The sequence below is a fragment of the Rhodococcus sp. NPDC056960 genome, assembly GCF_042674125.1.
Taxonomy (GTDB): Bacteria; Actinomycetota; Actinomycetes; order Mycobacteriales; family Mycobacteriaceae; genus Rhodococcus_F.
In genome coordinates this window covers 232734-247220 of the sequence record NZ_JBHURF010000012.1, presented here as the reverse complement: position 1 = coordinate 247220, position 14487 = coordinate 232734, and the positions used below count along the sequence as shown (strand labels likewise).

At 66.4% G+C, this 14487-nt stretch carries 13 protein-coding genes; 3 read left to right on the top strand and 10 right to left on the bottom strand.

What is annotated here, in order from left to right:
- Positions 1–48 precede the first annotated feature (48 nt).
- On the top strand, positions 49–1794 hold the full coding sequence (locus ACFTWF_RS20900) for an IlvD/Edd family dehydratase (RefSeq protein WP_378463081.1): 1746 nt from the start codon (positions 49–51) through the stop codon (positions 1792–1794).
- A gap of 33 nt (positions 1795–1827) precedes the next feature.
- Positions 1828–3258, top strand: coding sequence for a GntP family permease (locus tag ACFTWF_RS20895; protein ID WP_378463080.1), 1431 nt, complete (start codon positions 1828–1830; stop codon positions 3256–3258).
- Positions 3259–3446: 188 nt separating this feature from the next.
- Here ACFTWF_RS20895 and ACFTWF_RS20890 read toward each other — a convergent pair whose 3' ends face one another.
- Both ACFTWF_RS20890 and ACFTWF_RS20885 read right to left on the bottom strand, forming a co-directional pair.
- A complete protein-coding gene (locus ACFTWF_RS20890; protein ID WP_378463079.1) occupies positions 3447–3746 on the bottom strand; it encodes a hypothetical protein in 300 nt (99 codons plus the stop codon).
- Between the two features lie 43 nt (positions 3747–3789).
- On the bottom strand, positions 3790–3924 hold the full coding sequence (locus tag ACFTWF_RS20885) for a hypothetical protein (protein WP_378463078.1): 135 nt from the start codon (positions 3922–3924) through the stop codon (positions 3790–3792).
- 222 nt (positions 3925–4146) lie between these two features.
- On the opposite strand from ACFTWF_RS20885, the gene ACFTWF_RS20880 reads away from it, so the two are divergent.
- Complete coding sequence (locus ACFTWF_RS20880) at positions 4147–4590, top strand: SPW repeat protein (RefSeq protein ID WP_185728158.1); 444 nt, start codon at positions 4147–4149, stop codon at positions 4588–4590.
- A gap of 79 nt (positions 4591–4669) precedes the next feature.
- Here ACFTWF_RS20880 and ACFTWF_RS20875 read toward each other — a convergent pair whose 3' ends face one another.
- From ACFTWF_RS20875 to ACFTWF_RS20840, 8 genes are all read right to left on the bottom strand, one after another.
- Entirely contained in the window at positions 4670–5860 is a 1191-nt protein-coding gene (locus ACFTWF_RS20875; RefSeq protein WP_378463077.1) for a TerC family protein, read from the bottom strand.
- Positions 5861–5994: 134 nt separating this feature from the next.
- A complete protein-coding gene (locus ACFTWF_RS20870; protein WP_378463076.1) occupies positions 5995–7488 on the bottom strand; it encodes a gamma-aminobutyraldehyde dehydrogenase in 1494 nt (497 codons plus the stop codon).
- The gene (locus ACFTWF_RS20865) at positions 7485–8870 is read right to left on the bottom strand and encodes an aspartate aminotransferase family protein (protein ID WP_378463075.1); all 1386 of its coding nucleotides are present in this window, start codon (positions 8868–8870) and stop codon (positions 7485–7487) included. The genes ACFTWF_RS20870 and ACFTWF_RS20865 overlap by 4 nt, the downstream gene beginning before the upstream one ends.
- Complete coding sequence (locus ACFTWF_RS20860; RefSeq protein WP_378463074.1) at positions 8867–9328, bottom strand: Lrp/AsnC family transcriptional regulator; 462 nt, start codon at positions 9326–9328, stop codon at positions 8867–8869. Before ACFTWF_RS20860 ends, ACFTWF_RS20865 begins: the two co-directional genes overlap by 4 nt.
- Positions 9329–9414: 86 nt before the next feature.
- Positions 9415–10959: an APC family permease gene (locus tag ACFTWF_RS20855; RefSeq protein ID WP_378463073.1), complete on the bottom strand. Its 1545-nt coding sequence runs from the start codon at positions 10957–10959 to the stop codon at positions 9415–9417.
- Between the two features lie 75 nt (positions 10960–11034).
- Positions 11035–11376: a cupin domain-containing protein gene (locus ACFTWF_RS20850; RefSeq protein ID WP_378463072.1), complete on the bottom strand. Its 342-nt coding sequence runs from the start codon at positions 11374–11376 to the stop codon at positions 11035–11037.
- Positions 11373–12797 (bottom strand): NAD(P)/FAD-dependent oxidoreductase, encoded by a 1425-nt coding sequence (locus ACFTWF_RS20845; protein WP_378463071.1) that lies wholly within the window; start codon positions 12795–12797, stop codon positions 11373–11375. Before ACFTWF_RS20845 ends, ACFTWF_RS20850 begins: the two co-directional genes overlap by 4 nt.
- A gap of 186 nt (positions 12798–12983) precedes the next feature.
- A complete protein-coding gene (locus ACFTWF_RS20840; protein WP_378463070.1) occupies positions 12984–14426 on the bottom strand; it encodes a family 43 glycosylhydrolase in 1443 nt (480 codons plus the stop codon).
- Between the last annotated feature and the right edge of the window lie 61 nt (positions 14427–14487).

Below are 14487 nucleotides of genomic sequence, written 5' to 3'. Positions count from 1 at the left end.
GATTATTAATAATATTGTCGATGACACTGGGATGGAATGGAGCACACAATGACCACGACCGGCGAGGGCACGCCCGCAACGGGGATGAGAAGCAACCTGGTCAACTACGGAGACCCGGAGTTCGCCCTGTTCTTACGCAAGGCCTTCATCAAGGGCGCCGGCTACACCGAGGACGTGCTCGACCGGATGGTGATCGGCATCGTCGACACCGAGAGCGGGTTCAATCCCTGCCACGGCAACATGCCGCAGCTGATCGAGGCGGTCAAACGTGGTGTCATGCTCGCCGGTGGTCTGCCGATCACCTTCCCGACGATCTCGATTCACGAGAGCTTCTCGCATCCGACCAGCATGTTGCTGCGAAATCTCATGTCGATGGACACCGAGGAGATGATCCGCGCGCTGCCGGTGGACGCTGTCGTGCTCATCGGTGGCTGTGACAAGACGGTGCCCGCCCAGTTGATGGGGGCGGCGTCCGCGAACAAACCGGCGATCCAATTGGTGACCGGCTCGATGCTCACCGGATCGCACCGAGGACGCCGGGTCGGCGCCTGCACCGACTGCCGGGCGTTCTGGGGACAGTACCGAGCCCAGGAAATCGACGACGCGGAGATCACTGAGGTCAACGGGCGGCTGGTCGGCAGCGTCGGCACCTGCTCGGTGGCCGGAACGGCGAGCACCATGGCGTGCGTCGCCGAAGCTCTCGGCATCGCACTGCCCGGCTCCGCGACACCGCCTGCGGTGACCGCGGACCGGATGCGCGTCGCCGAACTCACCGGCCGCCGGGCTGTCGAGATGGTCGAGGACGGCCTCACCGTCGACCGGATCCTCACCCCGGAAGCTTTCGAGAACGCCCTGCGGGTGTTGCTGGCGGTCGGTGGGTCGACGAACGCCCTGGTGCACCTCGCTGCGATCGCCGGGCGCCTCGGCTACTCGCTGGACCTCGATCTCTTCGACCGGATGAGCAAGGAGACGCCGGTCCTGGTGAACCTGAAACCGGCCGGAAGCCACTACATGGAGGACCTGCACCGGGCCGGTGGAGTCCCGCGCCTGCTGCAGGAGCTGCGCGAGATGCTCAACCTCGACGCGCTGACGGTCACCGGCCGCACCCTGGGTGAGGAACTGGACGAAGCCCCGGCCCCGTTCCCTCAGGATGTGATCCGGCCGCGCAGCGAACCCGTCTACCCGGCCGGCGGAATCGCTGTGCTCCGAGGCAATTTGGCCCCCAACGGCGCCATCATCAAACAGGCCGCGGCCGCACCGGACCTACTCGAACACCGCGGCCGAGCGGTGGTGTTCGAGAACATGGCCGACCTGAGCAAGCGCATCGACGACGAGAGTCTCGACGTCACGGCCGACGACATCCTGGTACTCAAGAACATCGGACCAATCGGCGCACCCGGCATGCCGGAGGCCGGCTACATCCCGATCCCGAAGAAGGTCGCCCGGCAGGGCGTGAAGGACATGGTCCGGATATCCGACGGCCGGATGTCGGGTACCGCGGCAGGCACCATCGTGCTGCATGTCTCCCCCGAGGCGGCGATCGGTGGCCCACTGAAGTACGTGCACAACGGCGACATGATCCGGTTGAGTGTTCGCGACGGGGCACTCGAACTCGAAGTGTCCGACGCCGAGCTCGCCGAGCGGGCCGAACTGACCCCGATCGGAACGGACCCCGCACCTGCACGTGGCTACCGCAAGCTCTACATCGATCAGGTGACCCAAGCCGAGGAAGGCTGCGACTTCCGCTTCCTGCAGGCCGAAACATCCCTCGGCACGGTCCCGCGAACCGTGTAATTCGCGCACCACTACACATCACTGGAGATGGCAATGGGAAACACAACGTGGATCGTGGTCGCGGCAGGGTTGGCCGTCGCCACACTGTTGTTGCTGGTGATCAAGTTCAAAGTGCAGGAATTCCTCGCGCTGCTGATCACCAGTATCGCGTTCGGGCTCGCGATCGGGATGAACCCGTCCGACCTCGTGGCGCTGGTGGTCGAGAAGATGGGCGGCGCACTCGGGCAACTTGCCCTGGTGATCGGTCTCGGCGCCGTCTTCGGGACGATATTGCAACGATCAGGTGCGGCTGAACGTATCGCCACGACGTTGGTAGGCCGGTTCTCGGACAAAAGTGTGGCCTGGGGACTGGGAGCGGCCGGGTTCCTGGTCTCGATCTCCGTCTACATCGACGTCGCCATCGTCATCCTGGTTCCGATGCTCTACGGAATCGCCGAACGGACCGGGAAATCCCTTCTCTACTACGGAATCCCGCTGTGTGCCGGCTTGTCCGTCGCCTACACCTTCATGCCCCCGGCGCCCGGCCCGCTGGCAGCGGCGGGGATCATGAACGCCGATCTCGGCTTGGTGATCCTGTTCGGGGCCATCTGCGGGATCCCCGCGGTGATCGTCGGTGGGCCACTGTTCGGCCGCTTCATCGCCAAACGGATCTTCGTGCCCGTACCCGCCGAGCTCTACGCCCATACCGCCGTGAAGACCAAGCACCGGACCCCGACCGGCCCCTCCGGTGGTGGTGGCGGCGGGGCATCGGACAACGGTTCCGTCGATCCGGCCGACGAGCCGGTCCCACTGCCGAGCTTCCTGTCCGTGATCGGCGGACTGCTGTTTCCCCTGGTCCTGATCGTTCTCGGTACTCTCGCCAAGAACGTCCTCCCCGAAGACTCTGTCGCCCGCACGGTGCTGGTCTTCATCGGCCATCCGGTGATCGCACTCCTCGCGACGTGTCTGTACACGATGTGGTTCTTCGGCATTCGCCGCGGGGCTACCGGAGAAGAGCTGCAAAAGATGGCCTCGGACGCCCTGGCACCGGCCGGGGTGATCATCTTGATCACCGGCGCCGGCGCAGTCTTCGGCGGTGTCCTGGTCGAGTCCGGTCTCGGCAAGGTCTTGGCCAGTGCCATGGAATCGGTGGGCATTCCACTGGTCCTGTTCGGTTTCGTCACCTCCGCGGTCACCCGGATCTGCCAGGGATCGGGCATGATCGCCATGATCACCGGCGCCACCTTCACCGCACCGATCGCCACAGAACTCGGAGCCGGCGCCCCCACCGTGGCGCTCACCTCCATCGCCATCGCCTGCGGCGGAGCCGCGTTCTCCCACGTCAACGATTCCGGGTTCTGGATGGCAAACCGCTACTTCGGGATGTCCGTGCCCGACACCCTCAAATCCTGGACCGTCATGAAGACCCTCGTCGGGCTCACGGGCCTGACCTGCGTGCTCATCCTGAATACCTTCATCAGCTAGACGACGAAGTGGCCCATGGATCCCCGTGCCGTCGCGGGCATCAGGCGCAGGGTGTGGGGCCGTCGGCGGCGAGTCAGTTGTAGATGTGGGTGCGGGCGAGGGGTTTACGGGCGGGGGGTTTGTCGGCGGGACCGTCGTATGTCAGCGAGGACCCACTGACAGCGAAGCTAGCTCGAGACCGCCTCGGCTCAGTACCGACTACGGAGTAGTTTCCTGCGCCGCCGCGCCCACGGCCGGTCGCGGGTGGTCGCGAATGTCCAGACGGCGATCGCGATCGCGGCGACGGACAGAAGGTCGGACACCGTGAGACCGTGCGTGGCGTCGAACTCCCACAGGACCTGGCCCTCGAGCGGGCCGTTGCCGAACAGCCACAGCACGGCGGCGGCGACGGTGGCGCCCGCGGAGATACGGGAGGGTCGCGCGAGGCACAGTGTGGTCGTCGCGAACAACAGGTTCATGAACACGAGGGGATAGAAGGGCGCCGCCATCAGGCCATTCTGCCAAGCCGGGCCGCGAATGCGCATGGCGCGGTCAGGCCACCGTGCGGTCGGGAGGGTCGTTTCGTGTCGCGTCGTAGGGGGCGGGCCGCTCGCGGAGGTCTTTCTGCCGAATCGCCTTCCCGATGAGGATGGCGAGCGGTATCGACAGCGCTATCCACGCGAGCACGACCCCGACGATCCACCACACACATCGAGTATGCCTGTCCCCTGCAGCAGGGCCCAAGGCCCTGCTGCAGTCCGCGTTCCGCGCCAACCGGGGCGCATTATGGTCCATGGGTACCGGTCGGTAGCGGAAATTCGGAAAAATTACCTGGTCATCGCTGGTTTGCCGCACCCAGTTCGGGGCATTCCCTCCGTAGGGATGTGTTCACTTTCAAGGAGGTGGGTGATGACGACACCAGGTATGTCGATCGAGAGACACCCTGATATCGCCGAGTTGCGGGCTCGCTACGACCGAGTCTCGGAACAGCCGATGACGCAGGTCACAGAGGGCCTGATGTTCATGGCGGGCCTCTACATGGCGGCGTCGCCGTGGGTGGTCGGGTTCGCCAGCCAGTCGGGCCTGGCGGTGTGCAATCTGTTGTCAGGTCTCGCGGTGGCCTTGCTTGCGGTCGGTTTCACGTCGGCTTACTCCCGCACCCATGGCATGGCGTTCGTCGCGCCGTTGCTGGGTCTGTGGATGATCGTCAGTCCGTGGCTGGTCGTCGGAGTTACCACCACTGCGGGAATGATCTGGTCGAACGTGGTCTGCGGCATCATCGTGTGCCTGTTGGGTCTCGGTCTCACGGCCATGGGAATGGCGGACGGCGGAATGAGGATGAGGAGAAGGTAAGGACGGCACGTGCCTGCATGGGGATGGGGCACGAGCAGAGAAGCGCCCGCCGATTCGGTGGGCGCTTCGTCGTGTTCGGCTAACGCTGTTTGAGGAACGCGTCGTGCTCTTCGTGGGCGCGTCGGATGAGGTCCATGAGGGTGGTTTCCTCGCGGATGATCTTCTTGAACTTCGGGTCGAGTTTCTTGAGTTGTGCTTCCTCGCCCAGCAATTTGTCGTACATCCGTTCGCGCTCGGCCAGGTCTGCGGTGTAGTCGAGGTCGAGGTAGTTGATCGCGTGCCGCCGGGCGCCGCCGACCGCGGACTGGGCGCGGCCCCGCTTGCTGGTGAGCGATGCGATGACGGTGATCACGAGGATGCCGATGATGACGCCCAGCGACACGTACGTGCTCACCTCGATGACGTTCACGGGTTCGCCGTCGTTGACGAACGGCAGGTTGTTCTCGTGCAGTGCATGCAGGATCAGCTTGACGCCGATGAACGCGAGGATCGCGGACAGTCCGTACGACAGGTAGACCAGGCGATCGAGGAGACCGTCGAGAAGGAAGTACAGCTGACGCAGTCCCATCAGCGAGAACACGGTGGCTGTGAAGACGACGAAGACGTTCTGGGTGAGCCCGAAGATCGCGGGGATGGAGTCGAGCGCGAACAGGAGGTCGGTGCCACCGATCGCGACCATCACCAGCAGCATCGGCGTCATGGCGCGCTTGCCGTTCTCGACGGTGAAGAGTTTGTCGCCGTCGTAGTGCTCGGTGGTGTGCATGAACTTCTTCGCGATGCGGATGATGAAGTTGTCGGCCGAGTGCGAATCCTCGGTTTCGGGCCGCAGCATGTTGCCGGCGGTGATCAGCAGGATGAGCCCGAAGAAGTAGAACACCCACGCGAACGAGTTGATCAGCGCGGCGCCGAGAAAGATGAACGCGGTCCGCGCGAAGATCGAGAACACGATGCCGAACAGCAGCACCTTCTGCTGGTCTTCGCGCGGGACGCGGAAGCTGGACATGATGATGAGGAAGACGAACAGGTTGTCGACGGACAGCGCCTTCTCCGTCACGTAGCCCGCGAAGTACTCCGAGCCCATGTCGACGCCACCGAAGAGCAGCACCGCGACACCGAAGAGCAGTGCGAGGCCGACGTAGATCGACGACCAGATGGCCGATTCCTTCAGCGTCGGGATGTGCGCGTGGCGGACGTGGAAGAAGTAGTCGAACGCGAGCAGCGCGATGATCACCACGATCGTCAGTGCCCACGCCAGGGGAGTTACGTGCATCGTCTCTGCCTTCCAGCCGAAGCGAACGCGCTTGTTGGTCAGCGTAGACCGCCGCACGGCACGGCTTCGGTCGATGGCAGAACTGCCGCGGGCGCCGGGACCGCAGACGGGCTGCCGTCCCGGCGCGGCGGACGCTAGTTCCGGTCGCCGAACACGGTCCGGTGCCAGTCCTTCCGGGCGGTCCCGGTGATGTCGGACATCACGTGTTTGACGTTGGTGTACTCGTCGAGCGAGTACGTCGACATGTCCTTGCCGTAACCGGACGCCTTGTAGCCGCCGTGGGGCATCTCGCTGATGATCGGGATGTGGTCGTTGATCCACACGCAGCCCGCGGCGATGTCCCGGGACGCGGTCTGCGCGCGGTACAGGTCACGGGTCCACGCCGACGCCGCCAGCCCGAAGTCGGTGTCGTTGGCCAGTGCGATTCCGTCCCGGTCGTCGTCGAACGGCAGGACCACCAGAACCGGGCCGAAGATCTCCCGTTGCACGATCTCGCTGGACTGGTCGGCGCCGACAACGAGGGTCGGCTCGTAGTAGAAGCCGCCCGCGAGGTCGCCGCCGGGAACGGCACCGCCGCGGACGATCTTGGCTCCGGTGTCGCGGGCGCGGTCGACGAATCCGGCGACGTGCTGCTGCTGTCGCCGCGACACCAGCGGTCCCATGTCGGTGCCGGGATCGGACGGGTCGCCGAGCCGGACGGTGTCCATCAGTGCCGCCACCCCGGCGACGAAGTCGTCGTACAGCGGACGCTGGACGTACGCACGGGTGGCCGCGGTGCAGTCCTGACCGCCGTTGATGAGGGCACCGGCGACGGCCCCGTTGATCGCGGCCTCGAGGTCGGCGTCGTCGAACACCACGAACGGTGCCTTTCCGCCCAGTTCCAGATGAAGTCGCTTACCCGCGGCGGCAGCGGCGATCTGCCGTCCGACGGGAGTCGATCCGGTGAAACTGACCATGCCGACATCCCGGTGCGACACCAGCGCCGAACCGGTGGTGGCACCGTGGCCGGTCACCACGTTGACGACGCCGTCCGGCATTCCGGCGCGCGTCGCGGCCTCGGCGAACAGCAGCGAGGTGAGGGGCGTGATCTCCGCGGGCTTGAGCACGATGGTGTTGCCGGCGGCGACCGCGGGCAGGATCTTCCACGCCGCCATCTGCAGCGGGTAGTTCCACGGCGCGATCGACCCGATCACCCCGACCGGCTCACGGCGGATGGTGGACGTGTGGTCGGGCGAATACTCACCGGACGCCTTGCCCTCCAGGTTGCGGGCCGCGCCGGCGAAGAACGACACGTTGTCGATCGACCCGGGCACGTCGAACTCGGTCGACAGCTTGATCGGCTTGCCCGCCTGCCGGGTCTCGGTGGACGCGAGATCGCCGGACATCGCCGTCAACTCGTCGGCCCACCGGGTCAGGACGGCAGAGCGCTCGCCCGGACTCGTCGTCGACCACTGCGCGTACGCGGCCTTCGCGGTGGCGACGGCGTCGTCGACATCCTCGGCGGACGCGTCGGGGCGCGACGACACCACCTCGCCCGTCGCGGGATCGAGCACCTCGTAGTGCTCGGCTGCTCGGCCGTCCCGGTAGCGGCCGCCGACGTACATTCCGGGCAGATCCTGGTGGTTCACAGCAGAGTCCAGGCTTCGGTGAGGACGCTGCGCAGGATGGTTTCGATCTCGTCGAATTCGGGTTGCCCGCAGATCAGCGGTGGGGCGAGTTGGATGACCGGGTCGCCGCGGTCGTCGGCGCGGCAGTACAGGCCGGCGTCGAACAGGGCGGTGGAGAGGAACCCGTGCAGCACCCGTTCGGCCTCGGCGTCGGTGAACGTTTCCTTGGTGGCCTTGTCCTTGACCAGTTCGATGCCGTAGAAGAAGCCCTCCCCGCGCACGTCGCCGACCATCGGCAGGTCGGTGAGCTTGTCGAGGGTGGCCCGGAACGCCGGCGCCTGCTCGGCCACATGTTGGTTGAGGCCTTCGCGTTCGAAGATGTCCAGGTTCGCCAGCGCCACCGCCGCGGAGACGGGGTGCCCGCCGAAGGTGTAGCCGTGGGCGAACATCGACGTCCCGTCGGCGAACGGTTCGAACAGCCGGTCGGAGGCGATCATCGCCCCGATCGGCGAGTACCCGGACGTCATCCCCTTGGCGCAGGTGATGATGTCGGGCACGTACCCGAAGTCGTCGCACGCGAACATCGACCCGATCCGGCCGAACGCGCAGATCACCTCGTCGGAGACGAGCAGCACGTCGTACTCGTCGCAGATCTGCCGAACCCGGGCGAAGTAGCCGGGCGGCGGTGGGAAACAGCCGCCGGCGTTCTGCACCGGTTCGAGGAAGACGGCGGCGACGGTGTCGGGGCCCTCGAATTCGATGGCCTCGGCGATCCGGTCGGCGGCCCAGATCCCGAACGCCTCCGGGTCGGTGTCCAGCGGGGCGGGGGCGCGGTAGAGGTTGGTGTTGGGGACCCGGAACGCGCCGGGGGTGAGCGGTTCGAACGGGGCCTTCAGGGCGGGGATGCCGGTGATCGCCAGGGCGCCCTGTGGGGTGCCGTGGTAGGCGATGGAGCGGGAGATGACCTTGTGTTTGCCGGGTTTGCCGACCTTCTTGAAGTACTGTTTGGCCAGTTTCCAGGCGCTTTCGACGGCCTCGCCGCCGCCGGTGGTGAAGAAGACCCGGTTCAGGTCGCCCGGGGTGTAGCCGGCGAGGCGTTCGGCGAGTTCGATCGCCGGTTCGGTGGCGTAGGACCAGAGCGGGAAGAACGCGAGCTGTTCGGCCTGTGTGGCGGCGGCCTCGGCGAGTTCGCGGCGGCCGTGTCCGGCCTGGACGACGAACAGCCCGGACAGTCCGTCGAGGTAACTCTTACCGGTGGAGTCGAAGATGCGGGCGCCCTCGCCGCGGGTGATGATCGGCGGGGTGATGGTGTCCCCGTGCCGGGAGAAATGCCCCCACAGGTGGCGGCGGGCGGATTCCTCGAGGCGGGTGGTCGTGGGCGAAGCGGTGGTAACCGTAGTCATCGGGTTCCCCAATCGTATTGCTGTTTGACAAGTTTCAGGTACACCATCGTCTCGGTGCCGAGCACACCGGGAAGGGTACGAATTTCTTTGTTGAGCACGTTCAACAGGTGGTCGTCGTTCTCGCACACGATCTCGGCCAGGATGTCGTAGGCACCGGCGGTGAGCACCACGTAGTCGATGGCGTCGACGTCGGCGAGCCGGGCGGCGATCTCGGTGACGTCTCCCGAGCAGCGGATCCCGACCATGGCCTGGCGCGCGAATCCCACCTGCACGGGGTCCGTCACCGCGACGATCTGCGTGACGCCGGTGTCGATCAGCTTCTGCACGCGTTGGCGTACAGCCGCTTCCGACAATCCGACGACCTTGCCGATGGCCGCGTACGATCGTCGCCCATCCTCCTGAAGTTGCTCGATGATCTGCTTGGACACGGGATCGAGAGACGCGGGCTGCTCAGACATGGTCGCATCTTCCCTTGCTCGTCGTATCGAAGACAATCGGCTCGGACATTTCGGAAGCTATCGCCTCTCCCCGGTGACGTGAGTGCTCATTGCTCGGGCACCTTCACTTCCGTGTCGGCGGTGAGGGTGTGGCCGCGGAAAAAGTTGCGGGTGCCGGTGGCGAAACACAACAGCATCAGCGGGATTCCGACCACCAGCATGCCGACACCGAGGACGAACACACCCCCGAGCGGGCCGAAGGCGGTGAATCCGTAGTCGGGACTGAGCATGTCGACGGCGCTCTGGAGAAACGCCCACGTCATGCACAGCCCGCCCAGCAGCGGGAAGATGCCGCGCATGAACAGGTTTCGTGTCGAGGCGAACAGGGTCCGGCGGAAGTACCAGACGCAGGCGTAGGACGTGATGCCGTAATAGAAGGCAACGGCGAGTCCGAGCGAGGCCACCGAATCCTGCAGCGCGTTGGCGCTGAGGAACGAGAGCACCAGGTAGAACAGGAGTGCCGCCGCGCCCATCACCAGCGTTCCGAAGCCGGGCGTCATGTACCGGGGGTGCACCGACGCGAACCGCCGCGGCAGCGCCTCGTACACCGCCATCGACAACGTTCCGCGGGCCGTCGGCAGGATGGTGGTCTGCGTCGACGACAGCGCGGAGATCGACACCGTCAGCAGCAGCAACGAGGCCGCCCACGGCCCGGCGACGGGACCGCCGAGGGTGGTCAGCACGTCGTCGACGTTCTCGGGATTGTTCAGTCCGATACCGGTGTCGCCGAACCCGGCGAACGACTGCACGGCATACCCGACCAGCACGTACGTGGCCACGAGAATGACCGTCGTCAGGACGGCCGCGCGTCCCGGCGTCCGCTCGGAGTCCTTGGTCTCCTCACCCACGGCCAGGCAGGCGTCCCACCCCCAGTAGATGAAGATGCAGAGGATGATCGCCTGCGCGGCGTCGGACATCGAGACGCCGGTCGGGATGATCCAGTCGAGTTTCGGGGTGACCGCCTGCGGTCCGGCCGTGCCGCCGAAGACCTTCGTCAGCGCGAGGACGCTGACCCCGATGAGGACGGCGAACTGCACCGCGATCAGGATGTTCTGGAGTCGCTCGCTGATGAGGATGCCCCGGAAGCTGACGTACGTCATGGCCGCGATGAAGAAGCATCCCAGCAGCACTTTCGCGGTGAGCGATTCGGCCGCACCGTGCCACCCGAGAACCTCGAACAGGTAGATCGCCGCGATCTCCGCGGTGTTGGCGAGGACGATGATCGCGGACACCGCGAGTCCCCATCCCGCCATCCACCCGATCCAGGGGCCGAAGGCCTTGGTGGCCCACGTGAACGACGTGCCGCAGTCCGGGGTGTCGCGGTTGAGTTCACGGTAGGCGAACGCGGTCAGCAACATCGGGACGAAGGCGACGAGGAACATCGACGGCGCCTTGTCGCCCACCGCGAGAACGACGTAGCCGAGGGTGGCGGCGAGGCTGTAGGCGGGCGCGACCGAGGACAGCCCGATCACCGTGTTGCCGATCAGTCCCAGTGCGCCGCTGTTCAGACCCTTTGCGGCGGGTTCCTGGGCTTTCGTGAGCGGGGTTTTCGTGGGCGGGGTCTTCAAGGGTGGGGGTTCGGCAATGCTCATTCATACTCCCTCGAGGTGTGGCTGTGGGTCGTAATGCCCCGGCAGGTGTGAGTAAGGGGCGCAGTGGTTTTCGGGCTAGGTTGCCGCGACGAACACTTTCCGCAGGGTGTCGCGCACGATCCACCGGGTCTTCTGGCCGGTGTGCACGCGGACGAGGCTTCCCGGGCGCAGTTCGAGATCGGGGGTGCCGTCCTCGAACTGGACTGTCGCGTCGCCGCTGAGGACCACGAACACCTCGTCGATCTCGACGTCGCACGTGACGCTGGGCTCGATTTCCCAGATTCCGACGCTGGCGCCCGCGACGTCGCCGAGCAGTCGTTCGCCGACCCTCGGGGCCGGTCCGCTGACCACCTGCTCGGCGGGAAGGTGCTGGTACGTGAGATCGGCGGTGTGCGCGTCGGGGGGAAGGATCGTCACGAGTCGAATCCCAATCCCACGGCGTCGAGCGCCTTGAGGAAGGCGTTGCGGCGGCCCTGCGTGTGGTCGGCGCGGTCGAGCGACCAGCGGGTGGCGTTGATCCCGGCCGCCGCCAGCGGCTCGGGCGGGAAGGGGAGGGGCATGTCCTTCACCATCTTCAGTTCCGTCAGCGCCGTCGTCTCGCCGGACACCTTGTCGAGCATGACGTCGGCCGCGAAGCGGGACGCGCCCACACCGAGACCGGTGAAGCCGGCGGCGTACGCGATGCGCCCCTTGGCGGCGGAACCGAAGAACGAACAGAAGCGGGTCGACGTGTCGATGACGCCGCCCCACCGGTGGGTGAATTCGAGTCCCTCGAGTTGGGGGAACGTCGTGAAGAAGTGGTTCGCGAGCCGGGTGTGGGATTCGGGACGGTCTTCGAGGTCGTGCCGCATGCCGCGCCCGAAGTGGTAGATCGCGTCGTATCCGCCCCACAGAATTCTGTTGTCCCGGGTGAGCCGGTAGTAGTGGAACTGGTTCGACATGTCGGCGACGCCCTGTCGGGCAGACCATCCCACGTCCGCGAGTTGCGCGTCGGACAGCGGTTCGGTCATCAGCACGTAGTCGTACACCGGGACCGTGTGCAGCCGGTAGCGCTTCAGCAGCGACGGAAACGCGTTGGTTGCCAGGATGACTCGTCCGGCAGACAGTGTCGCCCGCGCCGTCCGCACACCGACGCGGGCCGACGACCGGGAGCGGTCGAGGCCGATCGCCTTCGTGTGCTCGAAGATGTCGACGCCGTGCTCCGCGCAGGCGCGGGCGAGTTCGGCGGCGAGTTTGGCCGGATGCACCAGCGCGGTGGACTCCTTGTCCCACACGCCGGCGAGGTAGGTGGGGGAGTTCACCTGGCCGCGCATCGCGGGGCCGTCCAGGACCGTGGTCGTGGCACTGGACGGGGTGGCGAGTACGTCGTCGGCCTGGTAGTCGGCGATCGCGACGGAGATCGCGCCGTTGCGTTCGAAGTCGCAGTCGAGGCCGAGGGTGTGGACGGTCTTCTCGATGGCGTCGAGGTTCTCGAGCCCGAGCGCTTCGAGGGTGTCGAACTCCTCGGGCCAGCGGCTGCGACCGTTCTCGCTTCCGTGCGTCAGGCTGGCCTCGACGAACCCGCCGTTGCGGCCGGACGCCGCCCATCCGATGGTCTCGCCTTCCGCGAGGGCGACGGACATGTCGGGGTGGCGCTGTTTCGCGAGGAGGGCGCTCCACAGTCCGGTGTATCCGCCGCCGACGACCACCAGGTCGTAGGCGGCGTCGGCGGTGGCGGACGGGTAGGTGGGCGTGTCGGCGACGTCCTCGATCCAGAACGGGGCGAACCGGGTGCGCCGGAGCGCATGGTCGACAACCTTCGCGTTCGGGGGATTCTGCTCGAACACTGTCTGTATCACTGGGGCACCTTTGTTGGCGGGCTGACCGAAAGGGTGGCGTGTGAGGCACGTCACCGTGGTTCCCTATCCTGACGGGCGCACGCCACTATTTCAATAGTGAATCGCAGAAAGTTGCACGGATTTCGTTGTCAATCGTTCACTGAGGAACTGAATCGGTTGTTTCGGTCGATCCGTACCGACGGGTCGCTAGCGTCGCGCGATGCTCCCGACGTGCAGCGAGACGGAGCGGACCGGGCTGATCTTCGGTTCGCCGCCCGTCTTGACGGCGTGCACGGTGCCGAATTCGACGGTCTCGTCGGGGTAGCTGCCCGCGAACGCGTAGACGTAGTGGGTGCCGGTCACCGCGTCCCCGGGGACGGTGTAGGCGACGGCCTCCTCGAGCACCTCGCCGGGTTGGAGGTTCACGTCGACCGGCCCGAAGAACGGTTCGCTGGTGCGGCCGTCGGGGGAGATCGCGCTGGCCCACACCTGGCCCGCGTAGGGGCGGTCCTCGGGTGCCTCGACGAGCATCGTGGCGTCGATCGCCCCGCCCTCTGCCGGCAGGGTGGCGTCGGAGTCGCCGCTCAGCGTGACCCGCACCGGCAGGTCGGTGTCGGGGTTGGCGGGTCCGGTCGACGCGGGCGAGCCGTCGCCGACCTCGGGCCACCCGTTGGCCCACACGATCCGGTCGATCATGCCCTCGCGTCGCCGCGCGCCGCTGGGCAGATCCCGGTTGTCGCGTGGAATGGCGTGGTACACGATCCAATCCGCGCCGGCGTCGTCGGACACCACCGTGTTGTGGCCCGGGCCCGCCCACGGTTCGCTGCCCGCGAGGATGAGGGCGCCGCCGCCGTCGTTCAGGTCCTGACCCTTGCGGTCGACATAGGGCCCGGTCAGCGATTCCGACCGCCCGACGAGTACCCGGTACGCGGTGTCGGCGCCGTTGCAGCAGTTGCCTGCCGAGAGAAACAGATAGTAGAAGCCGTCGTGGAACTCGACGTACGGGCCCTCGAAGCGTTCGTCCGCCACCCGCACGGGATCGCCGGCCGCCGCAGTCCCGTCCGCGCTGAGCGGGATGGCGTGGACGCCCTGGAAGTTGCCGACGAACATGGTCTTGGTGGTGCCGTCGTCCCACACGAACGGGTCGATGGTGCCGCCGACGCCCACGTCGTGGGCGCAGAACACCGGGCGCCCGAGGTCGTTCCACGGTCCCCTGGGGTTGTCGGCGGTGGCGAGGCCGATGCAGGGATTCGACTCGTCGTAGAGGGAGTAGTACAGGCTGTAGCCACCGTCGGTTTCGAGGACGTTGGGCGCCCACGCGAGTTTGCCGTCGGGATGCCACGCGGGCCGGTCGGGGAAGACGTCCCCGAGGTACATCCAGTCCATCAGGTCGGCGGACTTGAAGATCGACATGTTGTGCATGCCCTGGCCGTCGCCCCAGTCGTCGGCCGTTGTGTACATGTAGAACATGCCGTCGGACGCGCGGACGACGCTCGGGTCGGCGGCCACCGGTTGCACGATCGCGTCGGCGGTCGCGGTGGGGGCCGGGGCGACCACGAGGACGAGGAGCGTCAGGGCCGTCACGATCCAACCGCGCCGTGGGAGGTGCCGGACGGAGGACCTGTGCGGCGCAGCATCGTCTGTGTTCACGCGTCGCTCCCAAACCTCGCCCGCCCGGAATGCGCCAATCTATAAGGGTCAGGTGGAGGTC